11 protein-coding genes and 7 tRNA genes are annotated in these 14,945 nt (G+C 56.2%); 15 read left to right on the forward strand and 3 right to left on the reverse strand.

Going from position 1 to position 14,945, the window contains the following annotated elements:
• Positions 1-55: 55 nt before the first annotated feature.
• Both prfA and hemA read right to left on the reverse strand, forming a co-directional pair.
• Positions 56-1,147 carry a peptide chain release factor 1 gene (gene prfA / locus Q354_RS0106000; protein WP_027856814.1) on the reverse strand — a complete coding sequence of 364 codons (1,092 nt, stop codon included), beginning with the start codon at positions 1,145-1,147 and terminating at the stop codon, positions 56-58.
• Positions 1,144-2,421, reverse strand: coding sequence for a glutamyl-tRNA reductase (gene hemA, locus Q354_RS0106005; RefSeq protein WP_027856815.1), 1,278 nt, complete (start codon positions 2,419-2,421; stop codon positions 1,144-1,146). The genes prfA and hemA overlap by 4 nt, the downstream gene beginning before the upstream one ends.
• A gap of 368 nt (positions 2,422-2,789) precedes the next feature.
• On the opposite strand from hemA, the gene Q354_RS0106010 reads away from it, so the two are divergent.
• The 14 genes from Q354_RS0106010 (at position 2,790) to Q354_RS0106075 (ending at position 12,185) form a co-directional block, all read left to right on the forward strand.
• A complete protein-coding gene (locus Q354_RS0106010; protein ID WP_036228671.1) occupies positions 2,790-4,487 on the forward strand; it encodes a tetratricopeptide repeat protein in 1,698 nt (565 codons plus the stop codon).
• Positions 4,484-5,083, forward strand: coding sequence for a lipoprotein insertase outer membrane protein LolB (gene lolB / locus Q354_RS0106015; RefSeq protein WP_027856817.1), 600 nt, complete (start codon positions 4,484-4,486; stop codon positions 5,081-5,083). The genes Q354_RS0106010 and lolB overlap by 4 nt, the downstream gene beginning before the upstream one ends.
• A 97-nt stretch (positions 5,084-5,180) precedes the next feature.
• Positions 5,181-5,255 (forward strand) — tRNA-Gln (locus tag Q354_RS0106020).
• Between the two features lie 64 nt (positions 5,256-5,319).
• The gene (locus Q354_RS0106025; RefSeq protein ID WP_156948237.1) at positions 5,320-6,261 is read left to right on the forward strand and encodes a ribose-phosphate pyrophosphokinase; all 942 of its coding nucleotides are present in this window, start codon (positions 5,320-5,322) and stop codon (positions 6,259-6,261) included.
• Between the two features lie 118 nt (positions 6,262-6,379).
• Positions 6,380-6,979: a 50S ribosomal protein L25/general stress protein Ctc gene (locus Q354_RS0106030; protein ID WP_027856819.1), complete on the forward strand. Its 600-nt coding sequence runs from the start codon at positions 6,380-6,382 to the stop codon at positions 6,977-6,979.
• 27 nt (positions 6,980-7,006) lie between these two features.
• Complete coding sequence (gene pth, locus Q354_RS0106035; protein ID WP_027856820.1) at positions 7,007-7,600, forward strand: aminoacyl-tRNA hydrolase; 594 nt, start codon at positions 7,007-7,009, stop codon at positions 7,598-7,600.
• A 9-nt stretch (positions 7,601-7,609) separates the two neighbouring features.
• Positions 7,610-8,701, forward strand: a complete 1,092-nt coding sequence (gene ychF / locus Q354_RS0106040; RefSeq protein ID WP_027856821.1) for a redox-regulated ATPase YchF — start codon at positions 7,610-7,612, stop codon at positions 8,699-8,701.
• Between the two features lie 226 nt (positions 8,702-8,927).
• Positions 8,928-9,004 (forward strand) — tRNA-Met (locus Q354_RS0106045).
• 16 nt (positions 9,005-9,020) lie between these two features.
• Positions 9,021-9,095: transfer RNA gene (locus tag Q354_RS0106050), tRNA-Gln, on the forward strand.
• Between the two features lie 14 nt (positions 9,096-9,109).
• Positions 9,110-9,186, forward strand: a tRNA-Met gene (locus tag Q354_RS0106055).
• A gap of 16 nt (positions 9,187-9,202) precedes the next feature.
• Positions 9,203-9,277: transfer RNA gene (locus Q354_RS0106060), tRNA-Gln, on the forward strand.
• 14 nt (positions 9,278-9,291) lie between these two features.
• Positions 9,292-9,368 (forward strand) — tRNA-Met (locus Q354_RS0106065).
• A 50-nt stretch (positions 9,369-9,418) separates the two neighbouring features.
• Positions 9,419-9,493: transfer RNA gene (locus Q354_RS0106070), tRNA-Gln, on the forward strand.
• A gap of 559 nt (positions 9,494-10,052) precedes the next feature.
• A complete protein-coding gene (locus Q354_RS0106075) occupies positions 10,053-12,185 on the forward strand; it encodes an EAL domain-containing protein (protein ID WP_027856822.1) in 2,133 nt (710 codons plus the stop codon).
• An 89-nt stretch (positions 12,186-12,274) separates the two neighbouring features.
• On the opposite strand, the gene serB is transcribed toward Q354_RS0106075, so the two are convergent.
• Complete coding sequence (gene serB, locus Q354_RS0106080; RefSeq protein ID WP_027856823.1) at positions 12,275-13,489, reverse strand: phosphoserine phosphatase SerB; 1,215 nt, start codon at positions 13,487-13,489, stop codon at positions 12,275-12,277.
• 101 nt (positions 13,490-13,590) lie between these two features.
• Here serB and Q354_RS0106085 point away from each other — a divergent pair, with 101 nt between their 5' ends.
• The gene (locus Q354_RS0106085) at positions 13,591-14,931 is read left to right on the forward strand and encodes a phosphatase PAP2 family protein (RefSeq protein WP_027856824.1); all 1,341 of its coding nucleotides are present in this window, start codon (positions 13,591-13,593) and stop codon (positions 14,929-14,931) included.
• The last annotated feature ends 14 nt before the right edge of the window (positions 14,932-14,945 follow it).

The following is a 14,945-nucleotide window of genomic DNA, read 5'->3' on the forward strand; positions in this document are numbered from 1 at the left end:
TCTACTGATGCAGAGACCGGGGTCTCTGCATCACCTTCCTGACGCTACCCGCCTGTCAGCCCTGATCTTCCGACAGTGCGCCCAGCTGCTCGGCCTGATACTCATGCATCAGCGGCTCAATCACATGTCCCAGTTCACCGGCAATCACTTCCTGCAGCTTGTACAGCGTCAGGTTAATGCGATGATCCGTCACCCGTCCCTGCGGATAATTGTAGGTACGGATTCGCTCTGAGCGGTCGCCACTGCCGACCAGGCTCTTACGGGTGCTGGCCTGCTCCGCCGCATGCTTTTCCTGCTCAGCGGCCTGCAGGCGGGACGCCAGCAAAGACATCGCCCTGGCGCGATTTTTATGCTGCGAACGCTCGTCCTGACACTCCACCACCACGCCGGTCGGGATATGGGTGATACGGATTGCCGAGTCGGTCTTGTTGACGTGCTGACCGCCAGCCCCGGAGGCACGGAAAGTATCGACACGCAGGTCGGCCTTATTAATCTCGACATCACCCACCTCATCCATCTCCGGCATCACCGCCACGGTACAGGCTGAAGTGTGGATACGGCCCTGGGATTCGGTCTCAGGTACACGCTGTACGCGATGAGCACCGGATTCAAATTTCAGCCGCGAGAATACATCCTTGCCCACCACCCGGGTGATCAGCTCTTTATAACCGCCGTGCTCACCTTCATTGGCACTGACCACTTCGATCTTCCAGCCCTGGCCTTCGGCAAAGCGGGAGTACATGCGGAACAGGTCACCGGAGAAGATTGCGGCTTCATCACCGCCGGTTCCGGCCCGGATCTCGAGGAAGACGTTACGGGCATCGTTAGGGTCCTTCGGCAGCAGCAGGATCTGCAGCTCAGCTTCCAGCGCTTCGATACGCTCCTTGGCGGCGGCGAACTCCTCCTTCGCCATCTCACGCATATCCGGATCATCGTCCGCCAGCATCAGTTCGGCTTCAGCTACATCTTCGCCGGCCTGGTTATAGGCGGCGAAGCTCTGTACCACCGGCTCCAGCTCGGCATACTCGCGGGAGTAATCACGGAAACGGTTCTGGTCTGAGATCACACCCGGATCGGACAGCAGTGCCGCCAGCTCTTCATAACGGTCGGCCAGCTTTTCTAATTTCGCAACAATGGAGGGTTTCATGAATTCTTTTCGTTGTTGGTGTCATCGCCCAGATCAAACAGCTCCTGTACCAGTCCGAGCATCTCGCTGCGTCCTTCGGCACTGGCTCTGCGAAGCTGGATCGTTGGCTGATGCAACACCTTATTGGTTAAGCCGCGTGCCAGCTGGTTCAGGACATCTTCGGCAGGCTTGCCGTTGCGTAGCTGGCGCAGGGCTTTTTCAAGTTCCTGGTCACGCAGGGACTCGGTGCGGGTTCGCAGTGCAGTGAGGGTATCGACAGCCTCCAGTGCACGCAGCTGACCCATAAAATCGTGGGTGCCGGATTCAACCAGAATTTCAGCCTCGCGGGCCGCATCTTCACGGCTGCGCTGGTTCTCCTCGATCACCTCGGTAAGATCATCGACGGTGTAGAGGTAGACATCATCCAGTTCGGCGACTTGCTCTTCGATATCACGCGGTACCGCGATATCGACCATAAAGATCGGCCGGTGCTTACGCTTTTTCAGCGCCGCTTCCACAGCCCCCTTGCCCAGGATCGGCAGCTGGCTGGCGGTGGATGCGATAACAATATCGGCCTCCGGCAGCGCCTCGGGGATATCGCCCAGCAGAATCGCCTTGCCGGAGAACTCCTCGGCCAGGTTCAGTGCCCGCGACAGGGTGCGGTTCGCCACCGTAATCTCTTTCACACCCGCCTGGCAGAGATGGCGGGCGACCAGCTCGATGGTTTCACCGGCCCCGATCAGCAACGCCCTGGAAGTACTCAGGTCAGCAAAGATATGCTGTGACAGGCTGACTGCAGCGTAAGCCACCGAAACCGGGTTCTGGCCGATCGCGGTATCGGTACGCACCTGTTTCGCCACTGAGAAGGTCTGCTGAAACAGCCGTCCCAGTTCAGCACTGATATAGCCGTGCTCCTGCGACAGGGAGTAGGAAGACTTCAGCTGGCCCAGTATCTGGGGTTCGCCCAGCACCAGCGAATCCAGCCCGCTGGCCACCCGCATCATGTGACGCGCAGCATCCTCGTTCCAGTAGGCGTAGGAGCAGTTCTGCAGCGTATCCGGGTCGAGGTTGTGGAAAGCTCCCAACCACTCCAGCAGATCCCGCGTGCCGGCCAGCTCGGTCGAGCAGTAGAGTTCGGTCCGGTTGCAGGTCGAGAGGATAGCGATCTCTTTCAGTCGCGCATGTTCGCGGGCATGGGCCAACGCATCGGTCAGCTGCTCCGGAGTGAACGCTACCCGTTCACGCACTGAAACAGGAGCGGTCTTATGATTGATACCTAGCGCCAATAGAGCCATAACGTCTGCAACTAACCTCTCACCCGGGCCTCTCCTTCAGCATATGACACCAGCGACCCGATTAACTAAGCGCGTAATCATACAATGCTTTGCCCCAAAGGTTAAAACGGCCCGTGGCTCTTTTCCGGGTTTCCATTGACCTGATCACGGCGAAAAGCCCGGCTCAGCGCCCGCGCAGACGGTTTATCCGCAGCCGGGCGGGAACTTTTAACGCCAACACCACCCAAAACACAGACAGCACTGCAAATTGCCATGCAATGCCGTCACTTTGTTGCGATGCAGGAAGAATCCGTCCTGATGCTGCTGACAAGCTGTCCGGGATTCATCTATAGTGACTAAACGTTATAGGGACCTATGCTGTTAAATTCATGAAGAAAATTCTGCTTGCCGCCATATCAAGCGCCCTGCTGGCCGGGTGCAGCTCTCCGATTCAGAAAAGCGCCTCTGCCATAGAGAGCACGCCGCCTGCGTATGAGCCGGGTGAACTCAACCGGAAATCACTCTATGACCTGCTGGTAGCCGAGATATCCGGCCAGCGGCAACAGTTTGATACGGCGCTTGAGCTGTATCTGAAACAGGCCGAGCTGACCAATGACCCCGGCGTTGCCAAACGCGCCACCCGGGTCGCCCAGTATGTCAAAGACCGCGAATCCATGGCCAAGGCCGCTGCGCTCTGGCGGCAGGCAGAGCCGGACAATATGGAACCCTATCAGATCTCCGCCAGCCTGCTGCTGCATGAAGGCAAGTTTGACGAGGCCCGTCCGCTGTTACGCAAGGCGATGAGCGAGAATTCAGAGCGGCTGTTATTGGTGATCCGCAGCCAGATTCCCAAGATGGAACAGAGCACGTTACAGGGCTATTACAACCTGCTGCAGGAGATCCAAGGTGATGACCCGGCGGCCAGCCTGATCACCCAGGGCCTGCTGCTGATTCAGATGGAACAGCCCGAGGACGGCCTGAAAGCGTTTAACGGCGCCCTCGCACTGGAGCCGGATAACCTGGACGCCCTGGTGCAGAAAGCCGAGCTGCTGCGTGCCACCGGCCGCACCGACGAAGCCCTGGCGCTGCTGAAGCGAAAGACCCTGAAGATGGATCTGGAAGAGAACCGCCAGCTGCATATCCTCTATACCCAGCTGTTATTCCAGTCCGGCAAGACCGATCAGGGCCGTCAGCAGGCAGAGAAATTGCTGAAAGCACTGCCGGATGACCCGCAGCTGAAATTCTACCTTGGCCTGCTGATGCTGGAATATAACCAGCTGAAGCCCGCCAGCAACATCATGCAGGAGATCCTGCGCAGCCACCCCAATGACAGCCGGCCACACTTCTATATGGGTCATATCGCCCAGAAGGAAAACCGCATCGAAGATGCCGTAAGCCACTATATCCGGGTCAAGGATGGTAAGAACATACTGCAATCCTTTTCCCGCGCACTGACCCTGCTGGACAAGCCTTCCGATCAGGCCCGAGTCCAGCAGATCATGAAAGACGGCCGCGCCAGCCTGCCGGCGATGGTGCCGCGGTTCTACGCCCTGGAAGCCGAATGGCTGAACCTGCGCCAGCTGAAAACCGAAGCCCTGAAAGTACTGAACGAAGCCCTGGCCCAGTTTGATGACGATATCAGCCTGCTTTACAGCCGCGCGATGCTGCAGGAAGCGACTCAGTTCGATCTGGCGGAGAAAGACCTGCGCCGGATTTTACAGCTGGAACCCGACAACGCCATGGCCCAGAACGCCCTGGGGTACACCCTGACCCTGCATACCAGGCGGTATAAAGAAGCGCTGCAACTGATCAGTAAGGCGCTGGAACAACGCCCTGACGATGCCGCCATCATAGACTCGATGGGCTGGGTGCTGTTCAAACTGGGACGCGTCGAAGAAGCCCTGCCCTACCTTGAACGCGCCTATAAGGAAGTCCAGGATGCCGAGGTCGCCAGTCACCTGATTCAGGCCTATCAGGCGGCCGGCCAGCGCGCCAAAGCCGAAGCCCTGCTACAGAAAAGCCTGAAACAAACACCGGACAGCAAGGAACTGATCGAGGCGGCCCGTAGCCTGGATATGCCGCAATGAAACTTCGCTCTATCCTGCCGCTGCTACTGATCAGCATTGTACTGGCCGGCTGCAGCGGCTTTCAGCAAGCAGATGCCCCGGCCGAGCGGCAGCTTGACTGGGCTGAATACCGGCAATATATGGCCCGGCTTAACCACTGGGAACTGCTGGGAAAAATCGGCATCCGCAGCGATGCCGAAGCCCTGTCCGCCAGTATGCAATGGCAACAGCAACAGAGTCGCTACGCAATCCAGCTGCGCGGCCCGCTGGGCCAGGGCGGCGCCGATATTCAGGGCGACCCGCGCCAGGTCAGCATTGAGATCCCCGGCGAAGGCCGCTATGAAGCCGATAATCCGGAACTGCTGCTGCAACAGACCACCGGCTGGCAGCTGCCGATCAGCGATATCCAGTATTGGATAAGGGGCATCCCTTCCCCGCAGGCCCCATTCGAGCAGGTGATCGAAAAAAATCGACTGCAAACACTTGACCAAAACGGCTGGCATATACAATATGTCCGCTATCAACGCTTTGGTGTTCTGCTACCAAGCAAAATCAAACTGAGCCGTGGCCAGATCCGCATCACATTAGTGGTAAAGAAGTGGCAAATCAGCGCCTGAAAACGGCCTCTGTCAGTTTGACATTTCACTCACGTTCGTAGAGAATGTGCGCCGTCTTGTGCAGGCTGACCTGTTAGCCATGTACAGGAAGATCGACTGGGGTATCGCCAAGCGGTAAGGCACTGGATTCTGATTCCAGTATGCGGAGGTTCGAATCCTCCTACCCCAGCCAACTTTTCGATGATGTATTCCCTGTCACAGATCCAGTTTCCATAAAATCGAAGAAGGTGCTCGCGGTGTCCAAAATGATGGTCTTTACCGGCAATGCAAATCCGGAATTGGCGCAAAAAGTAGTTGAGCGCCTGGATATTCCGATGGGCAAAGCTAATGTCGGTCGATTCAGCGACGGTGAAGTTAGCGTAGAGATTCAGGAAAACGTTCGTGGTAAAGACGTTTTTGTTATTCAGTCTACTTGCGCACCAACTAACGACAATCTGATGGAACTGGTTGTCCTGGCAGACGCACTGCGCCGTGCATCTGCAACACGTATTACCGCCGTAGTCCCTTACTTCGGTTACGCACGCCAGGATCGACGCCCGCGCTCTGCCCGTGTAGCGATCAGCGCCAAAGTGGTTGCAGATATCATGTCCACTGTCGGCATCGACCGTGTACTGACTGTAGACCTGCACGCTGACCAGATTCAGGGCTTCTTTGATATCCCGGTTGATAACGTATACGGCTCGCCTGTACTGCTGGACGATATCCTGGACCAGGAATACGAAAACCCGATCGTTGTATCACCGGATGTGGGTGGCGTAGTGCGAGCACGCGCAGTTGCCAAACAGCTGGACTGCGATCTGGCGATCATCGATAAGCGTCGCGAACGCGCCAACGAATCCCAGGTTATGAACATCATCGGTGACGTCTCTGGCCGTACCTGCATCCTGGTGGATGACATGTGCGACACTGCCGGCACCCTGTGCAAAGCAGCCGCAGCGCTGAAAGCGAACGGTGCAGCCAAGGTCGTTGCTTATGCAACCCACGCTGTACTGTCCGGCCCTGCAATCAAGAACATCACCGGTTCCGAGCTGGATGAGTTTGTCGTCACCGACACCATCCCGCTGACTGACGATGCTCAGGGCTGCGAGAAGATCCGTCAGCTGACTCTGGCCCCAATGCTGGCCGAAGCGGTTCGCCGGGTTTGTAACGAAGAATCTATCAGCGCGATGTTCCGTTAAGGCACATCCGCTACCGACGGCCTGTTAACAGGTTGCCGGACTGCCCAATCTCGGGCTAACACTACTGCAAAGTCCTGGTCGCAAGGCTTTGCAGTTTTTAGTATCTATAGGTAATAAAATGACTGATTTCGTAATCAATGCAGTAGCTCGTTCAGACGAAGGGAAAGGTGCGAGCCGCCGCCTGCGTCGTGAAGGCCTGGTACCAGGTATCGTTTACGGTGGTGACAAGCGTAAGAACCCTGTTGCTATCTCTATCCAGAACAACGAACTGGTTAAGCAGATCGAAGATTCTGCATTCTTCTCCTCCATCCTGACTGTACAGCTGGACGGTAAAGAAGAGCAGGTAATCATCAAGGACCTGCAGCGTCACCCGGCTAAGCGCGAAGTACTGCACGCTGACTTCCAGCGCATCACCAAGTCCAGCCTGATCAAGATCACTGTACCTCTGACTTTCGCTAACTTCGAAAAATCCGCTCCTGCTAAAGCAGCGGCTAAATTCGCAGTTGAGAAAAACACTGCAGAAGTACTGTGCCTGGCTGACAAACTGCCAGAAACTCTGGTTGTTGATCTGGCTAACGTTGAAGCCGGTCAGGTTCTTCACCTGTCCGACATCACTCTGCCAGAAGGTGTTGAAATCGTTGCACTGCGTCGCGGCGAAGACCACGACCAGGGTATCGGTTACGTATACGCTCCACGTGGCGCTAAAGCTGCTAAGTAATCGCCTTCGTGCGTTACAGGTACCGGCATGAAAGACAAGATCCAGTTGATTGTTGGCCTGGGTAATCCAGGCGCTCAATACGCAAACACTCGTCACAATGCCGGTGCCGAGTTTGTCGAGCAGCTTGCTGCTCGACAGCTCGTTACCCTCCAGCCCGAAAAGAAATATCACGGGCTATACGCTAAGACGCTGATTGACGGACAGGCAGTCCACCTGCTGATTCCGACTACCTTTATGAATCTTAGCGGTCAGTCAGTCTCTGCACTGGCAAACTTCTTTAAAATTCCTCCTGAATCGATTCTTGTCGCACATGACGAGCTGGATATAGCTCCGGGTGTTGCACGCTTCAAAAAAGGAGGTGGCCACGGCGGCCATAACGGTCTGCGTGACACTATATCCCGCCTTGGTAACAACAAGAATTTCTACCGGCTGCGCATTGGTATCGGACATCCCGGTCACAGCAGCCAGGTATCCGGCTTCGTCCTGACTAAAGCCCCGGCATCGGAACGCGATGCGACACAAGCCGCCATTGACGAAGCGCTGCGCTACCTGCCTGACGCTATCAGAGGCGAATGGGCACAGGCTATGAATAAGCTCCACAGTTTTAAAGTTAACGGATAGGACAGCATTATGGGTTTCAAATGCGGTATCGTTGGTTTGCCCAACGTGGGTAAATCTACCCTGTTCAACGCCCTGACAAAGAACGGCATTGCTGCAGAAAACTTCCCTTTCTGCACCATCGAGCCAAACGCCGGCACGGTTGCTATGCCTGATCCGCGCCTGGACAAGCTGGCTGCCATCGTTGACCCTCAGCGCGTACTACCAACCACTATGGAGTTTGTTGATATTGCCGGTCTGGTCGCCGGTGCCTCCAAAGGTGAAGGCCTGGGTAACAAGTTCCTGGCCAATATCCGTGAGACTGATGCGATCGCTCACGTGGTACGCTGCTTCGAAGATGAAAACGTCATCCACGTCGCCAACCGCATCGACCCTCTGTCCGATATCGAGATCATCAACCTCGAACTGGCGCTGGCCGATCTGGACTCTGCCGAGAAGCAGCTACAGCGCGTACAGCGTCCGGCTAAGGGTGGCGACAAAGAAGCCGTGGCACAAAAAGCGATGCTTGAACGCCTGATCCCTCATCTGGAAGAAGGTCTGCCGGTTCGCTCACTGGGCCTGAATGACGACGAGCTGCAGATCGTCAAGGGCTTCCACCTGCTGACCATCAAGCCAACCATGTATATCGCCAACGTCGATGAAGATGGCTTTGAAGACAACCCGCACCTGGACAAGGTGCGTGAGCTGGCAGCCTCCGAGGGTGCCGGTGTTGTGGTTGTCTGCAATAAGCTGGAAGCTGAAATTGCCGAGCTGGACGATGAAGAACGCGATGAGTTCCTTGCCGACCTGGGTATGGAAGAACCGGGTCTGGATCGTGTTATCCGTGCCGGTTACGAGCTGCTGGGCCTGCAGACCTACTTCACTGCGGGCGTGCAGGAAGTTCGCGCCTGGACTGTTAAGGTCGGTGCTACCGCCCCACAGGCAGCCGGAGTTATCCACACCGACTTCGAGAAAGGCTTCATCCGTGCAGAAGTTGTCGGCTACGACGATTTCATCGAGCACAACGGTGAGAACGGTGCTAAAGATGCAGGCCGCTGGCGTCTGGAAGGTAAGGATTACATCGTCAAAGACGGTGATGTTGTCCACTTCCGCTTTAACGTCTGAGTCAGCCCCGTTGTTGAAAAAACCGCCTTACAGGCGGTTTTTTTCTGCCTGGCTGAAAGCTACAGGCCCTCAATAGCCGATATCAGTACAGAAAACCGCCACTGACATGGCGAACAGCTGAACGCCTTATAACCAGTTAAATTTTTTGCGATTTTTTTGTATTTTTTCTTATTAAAGGTGTTGACAGAAAAACCTAAAATCCGAATAATACGCGCCTCAACACGAAGGCAATATAGCTCAGCTGGTTAGAGCATCGCATTCATAATGCGAGGGTCGCAGGTTCGAGTCCCGCTATTGCCACCATGTTGAGAAAAAGAGTAGGGGTATAGCCAAGCGGTAAGGCAACGGGTTTTGATCTCGTCATGCGTTGGTTCGAATCCAGCTACCCCTGCCACTCTTTTTGAGCACGGCAATATAGCTCAGTTGGTTAGAGCATCGCATTCATAATGCGAGGGTCGCAGGTTCGAGTCCCGCTATTGCCACCATGTTGAGAAAAAGAGTAGGGGTATAGCCAAGCGGTAAGGCAACGGGTTTTGATCTCGTCATGCGTTGGTTCGAATCCAGCTACCCCTGCCACTCTTTTTGAGCACGGCAATATAGCTCAGTTGGTTAGAGCATCGCATTCATAATGCGAGGGTCGCAGGTTCGAGTCCCGCTATTGCCACCATGCTCTGAACCACTTATAGCTGAAAGCGCAATGCTTAAAGCTGACATTGTTGGGGTATCGCCAAGCGGTAAGGCACAGGATTCTGATTCCTGCATGCGGAGGTTCGAATCCTCCTACCCCAGCCACCTCCTCTTAAAAGCTTCCCCATTACTTGATCACACAAACACTGAATGCCCTGATCCGTATACGCTTTCGTATCGTCAAGCGGTAAGGCACTGCTTATGCTTCTTGAAGCGTGATTCCAGTATGTGGAAGATTCGATCCCTCCTACCCCAGCCATCTCCTCTTAAAAGTTTCCCATTACTTAATCACACAAACACTGAATGCCCTGATCCATATACGCTTCCGTATCGCCAGACGCTAAGGCACTGCTCAGTCCTCTTGAAGCGTGATTCCTGTATGTGGAGATTCGTCCAATCCCATACCAGCCAGCTCCCCGTAATAGCCTCTCAACGACTGAAGCGCTGAACGCCCTGCTCCGCTCATAGTTCCTGTCACTAAGAAGCATTCGCTAATGCAATCTAAGAAACAACGACTAAACTGCCCTACGATATTGGTATTAAATTCTGGTTAAGGGCGACCTGGGTCAAGTTTCGGGCAAAAGCACTTCCTGACAGGCTGATATAAAAAAGTTAGACTCCCGCTTCTGTCGGGGAAATCAGCCAAGCAAAAAGGGAGCGCTAGATGACGCTGTTGCAAGCTACATCGAAGCAGACACAGGAAGTTCTGGAACAACTATCCAGCCGTCGGCGGCAGCGAATGCGTAAACATGTTCAGCTACTCTTTCTGGGCCTGGAGCAGGAAGAGGTTGATCCGATCGTCAAGCTGCTCAGAGCTTCCCGGCTGTCCCCGCGGGGACAACGGGTCCAGACTGAGCAGGAGTTTCTTGACGCCCTCAGTGAACGCTCCTGGGACCTGATTCTATGCACCATCGATCGTTACGAGTTCACCGTTAAACAGGCCGTACATCATCTTAAGCGCGCCAACAAAGATATCCCCGTGATCCAGATTGTTCCCCAGGCGGACAGTCAGCAGCTGCTGCAGGGCATGCGCGCTCATATTCAGGCCGTGGTGCCACTCGAAGAGGTGGAACTGCTGACACTGCATATCCGCCGCGAACTGGATAACCTGGAGACCCGCCGCCAGCTGCGCTTTACCGAAGCCAACCTGTCCGATGCCGATCAGCGCAGCCTCGAACTGATGCAGAATGCCTCATCAGCCTACGCCTACTGCAGCACCCGCAGCATCCTGCTGGCAAACAAGCGCTTTACCTCCCTGTTTGGCTACGACAACCCGAATGAGCTGGTAGGACTGGAACTGCATGACTGCATTACCCAGGAGGAGTTCGAGCGCCTGGAGCAGCTGAATGAAGGCGTACTGGATGCCCACAACACCGAATCGATCCAGCTCGACTTCAAGCGTAAGGATGGCTCTCACTTCAAGGCCCGGCTTGATGTTCAGCCCGCCCGTTACGAAGGTATCGCCTGCCTGCAACTGAAAGTGTCCCGCAGCCAGACTTCTGAGGAAGAAACCCTCAACAGCAAGCTGGATCTGATCAGCGGCCTGTACAAGAAGAGCCATACCGAGAAGGAGCTGGATCGGGTGATTCAGCGTGCACTGGATGGCGGTGCCGACTGCAGCCTGCTTTATGTCAGCCTGGACCAGTATGCGGCGATCATGCATGAATGCGGCACTGAAGGCTGCGACCAGATTGTCCGCGATATCGGCGCGATCCTGACCAAGCACGTCAACAACGCTCACCTGAGGGGCCGTATCGGCGATGACGCCTTTGCCGTGGTCTACTATGACCCCAGCCCTGACAAGGCGCTGCTACTGGCTGAGAAGCTCTGTACGGCGATCGCCGGTAACCTGTCAGAAGCCGGCGGCAAGACGATGCAAACCTCTGCCAGCATCGGCATTGCCAGCATCAGTGATAACGCCCCTAAGCGTGCCGAGTTGCTCAAACGTGCGCTGAGTGCAGCAGAAGACGTGCGGGCACGGCGTGCAGAAGGCAATGGGGTTTCACTCTATATGGCCGAAGAGGAGATGCCGGATCAGGAGAGTGAGATCCTGGCGATGCTGCGCCGTGCGATTGAGAAGCAAAGCTTTAAACTGCTGTACCAGCCGATAGTTTCGCTGAAACAGGATGCCCAGTCCTGCTATTACGAAGTCCTGTTGCGCCTGATCGATGATGGCCGCGAAGTGTCACCCGGCGAGTTCATGGATGTACTATCCCGCAACAAGATGAGCCTGATGGTCGACCGCTGGGTGATCAAGGAATCCCTGCGCCAGCTGCAAAAGGAGTACAAGAGCGGCCAGCGCAGCCACCTGTTTATCAACCTGACCGGCCGCACCCTGAAAGATGTCAGCACCATCTCCTGGTTTGCCAACCTGCTGAGGAAATCCGGCCTGCCGGCTGAGAACATTATCTTCCAGATCAGCGAGCTGGATGCCTACACCTACCTGCGCCATGCCAAGTCCTTTACCGAATCACTGCGCGAACTGCACTGCCGCATCTGTATCAAGCACTACGGCGCCTCTCCTGACTCCGCCCTGGTACAGAGCAGCATCCAGCCGGAGCTGGTGAAGCTGGACGGACAACAGGTTCAGGGGCTGGAACAGAGCAACAACGAAGAAGATAAGCTGTTCTACCAGAAACTGAGCCAGCTGCATGCCGAGCAGCGCATTACCATTGCGCCACTGGTCGAGGGCACCCAGGTCATGAGTAAGCTGTGGCGTGCCGGTGTGAACTACATTCAGGGCAACTACCTGCAGCCACCTAAAGAAGCGATGGAATACGATTTCTTCGATAGCTGATTAAGCAAGAAGTCCCGGATAACAAAAAGCCCCGCCCTCTTTCGAAGGCGGGGCTTTTTTGTAGCTCGTAGCTCGTAGTAGCTCGTAGCCTACAGCGTATCGCGGTCTCGGAATCCGATCAGGTAGAGAATACCGTCCAGTCCCAGGGTGCTGATCGCCTGCTTGGCGCTCTGACGCACCAGAGGCTTGGCGCGGAAGGCGATGCCCAGTCCGGCGATCGACAGCATCGGCAGGTCGTTAGCGCCGTCACCGACAGCGATGGTCTGCTCCAGCTGCACACCCTCACGTTCGGCGATCTCACGCAGCAGCTCAGCCTTACGCTGACCATTGACGATGGTGCCTTTGACTTCACCGGTCACTTTGCCATCGACAATATCCAGCTCATTGGCATAGACATAGTCGAAGCCCAGCTTCTGCTGCAGGTGCTTGCCGAAGTAGGTAAAGCCACCGGACAGGATCGCGGTCTTAAAGCCCAGAGCCTTAAGGTTAGAGACCAGCTCTTCCACCCCTTCAGTCATCGGCAGGCGCTGTGCGATGCTTTCCAGTACCGAGGCATCCAGCCCTTTCAGCAGGCCGACACGGCGGCGGAAACTCTCGTTAAAGTCGATCTCACCGCGCATTGCCGCTTCGGTGATCTCGATCACCTGGTCACCAACACCGGCTTCCTTCGCCAGCTCGTCGATCACTTCCGCTTCGATCAGGGTAGAGTCCATATCGAACACCACCACACGGCGGTTACGGCGGAAGATATTGTCTTCCTGGAAGGCAATATCCACATCCAGATCGGATGCCGCCTTAAGGAATTCTTCACGCAACGCCGCGCCATCGGCAGGCTGGCCGCGCACCGAGAACTCGACGCAGGCCTTGGTGCGGGTATCAGGCGACTCATTCATGGAAATACGGCCGGACAGACGGCTGATATTATCGATATTGAGGCCATGACTGGCTGCAATATCGGTCACCTTAGACAGGTGTTCAGCCGTGACCTTACGCGCCAGCAGGGTAATAATATGACGGGACTTTCCCTGTCCGTCGACCCAGTGCTCGTAGTTGTCTTCTTCGACCGGCTGGAAGCGGATATTGAGGTTCAGTTCATGTGCCTTAAACAGCACATCCCGCAGGATCGGAGAGGACTCCGCTTCTTTCGGGACTTCTATCAGAATACCCAGTGACAGGGTATCGTGGATAACAGCCTGGCCAATATCCAGAATATTAATCTTGTATTGCGCCAGAATTGCGGTAATTGCCGCTGTAACACCCGGTTTATCTTCACCGGAAATCGTCAACAGGATGATCTCTTTCATCGGAGGTTCCGTGGCCGGTAGGTATCGGCGCACGAGTATAACAGATCGTGCCTTGTGCGACGTAGAATTAGCTAAAACCGTCCTATCTGGAAACCTGTCTCGTGTCTGACTGGCTTACAACTATCAACCCGGACTGGCTGCTGCCGCTGATCGGTCTGATCGCCCTACTGGAATCGCTGGCAATTGTCGGCCTGCTGCTGCCGGGCGTCGCCCTGCTGGCCGGACTTTGCTGGCTGGCCGGGGCCGAAGGCGTATCGGTCCCGCTGTTGCTGCTGAGCGGCTTCATTGGCGCAGTCCTGGGCGACTGGATCAGTTTCAGGCTGGGTCACTATGCCCTGCCCTGGCTGCAGCAGCGAGCCCCCCTCAGGCACCATCCGGACTGGCTGGACAAGGGCGAGCGCTTCTTCCGTCACTATGGCGGCAGCAGCGTGCTTCTGGGGCGTTTCATCGGTCCGCTACGACCGATCATACCGCTGGTGGCCGGCAGCCTGCAGATGCCGTCACAGCGCTTTCTGGCATTTAACCTCCTCTCTGCCCTGCTATGGGCGCCGGCCTATCTGTTACCAGCCTACTGGCTCGGTCAGGAGAGCGGTACACTGGCCTATCACTGGAATATATGGACCCAGCTGGCCGCTGCAGCAATGCTGCTTTTAGTGCTGCTGCATGCGATTCACCCGCGGCTGGACAAGGCGCATCGCCCGTGGCGTCACTTCCCCTCCCCTCACAGCCATAACGCCCAGCTGCTGGGCTTTATCTGTCTGGCTCTGTTTCTGGCGCTGCTGGCGTTTCGTGCTTACTACCAGGTCCCGCAATGGGAGCTTCAGCTCAGTAACCGCTTACAGGCCGTACCGCCTGGGGTCAGTCAGTGGATGGCCGCTATCACCCTGGCAGGTGACCTGCAGCTGTTACTGGCCATGAGCGGCGTGGTCTGCCTCGGCTTGTTACTTGGCGGCCACCGGCTGCTGGTCCTGCTGTTCGCCGCTGCGATACTGCTCGCCGCCAGCCTGAATATTGCCCTGAAATACGCTTATGCCCTGCCGCGACCGGAACCGATCGGCCTGATCTACAGCAGCTACAGCTTTCCCAGTGGCCATGCCAGCGGGGCAGCTGCGTTCTGGGGGATGCTGGCCGTCATCTTCAGCTATGGACGGCCGCCACGCTGGCGCAGGATCAGTTACAGCCTGTGCCTGCTGCCTCTGCTGCTGATTCCGCTATCCCGCCTGGTGCTGGGCGTGCACTGGCCGCTGGATGCGCTGGCAGGTCTGTTGGAAGGAGTCTGCATTGCGGCCCTGTTTCGCTGGCTCTGGCAGCAGCAACAGTGTGCCGCGCTGACAAAAAAATGGGGGCTGCTTGCGCTCGCCCCCATTCTGCTCTGGCTCGGTTACCTGGTCCTTAACTTCGACGCCGCACTGCAGTTCTATCAGCTCAGTGCGGCCGGTTAAGGCAGTCTCTCAGC

The sequence above is a fragment of the Marinobacterium jannaschii DSM 6295 genome (genome assembly GCF_000620085.1).
Classification (GTDB): domain Bacteria; phylum Pseudomonadota; class Gammaproteobacteria; order Pseudomonadales; family Balneatricaceae; genus Pontibacterium; species Pontibacterium jannaschii.

Coding starts and splice junctions, on each gene's coding strand:
- prfA (WP_027856814.1), bottom strand. CDS start 1,147: ATGAAACCCTCCATTGTTGCGAAATTAGAAAAGCTGGCCGACCGTTAT.
- hemA (WP_027856815.1), bottom strand. CDS start 2,421: ATGGCTCTATTGGCGCTAGGTATCAATCATAAGACCGCTCCTGTTTCA.
- Q354_RS0106010 (WP_036228671.1), top strand. CDS start 2,790: ATGAAGAAAATTCTGCTTGCCGCCATATCAAGCGCCCTGCTGGCCGGG.
- lolB (WP_027856817.1), top strand. CDS start 4,484: ATGAAACTTCGCTCTATCCTGCCGCTGCTACTGATCAGCATTGTACTG.
- Q354_RS0106030 (WP_027856819.1), top strand. CDS start 6,380: ATGACTGATTTCGTAATCAATGCAGTAGCTCGTTCAGACGAAGGGAAA.
- pth (WP_027856820.1), top strand. CDS start 7,007: ATGAAAGACAAGATCCAGTTGATTGTTGGCCTGGGTAATCCAGGCGCT.
- ychF (WP_027856821.1), top strand. CDS start 7,610: ATGGGTTTCAAATGCGGTATCGTTGGTTTGCCCAACGTGGGTAAATCT.
- Q354_RS0106075 (WP_027856822.1), top strand. CDS start 10,053: ATGACGCTGTTGCAAGCTACATCGAAGCAGACACAGGAAGTTCTGGAA.
- serB (WP_027856823.1), bottom strand. CDS start 13,489: ATGAAAGAGATCATCCTGTTGACGATTTCCGGTGAAGATAAACCGGGT.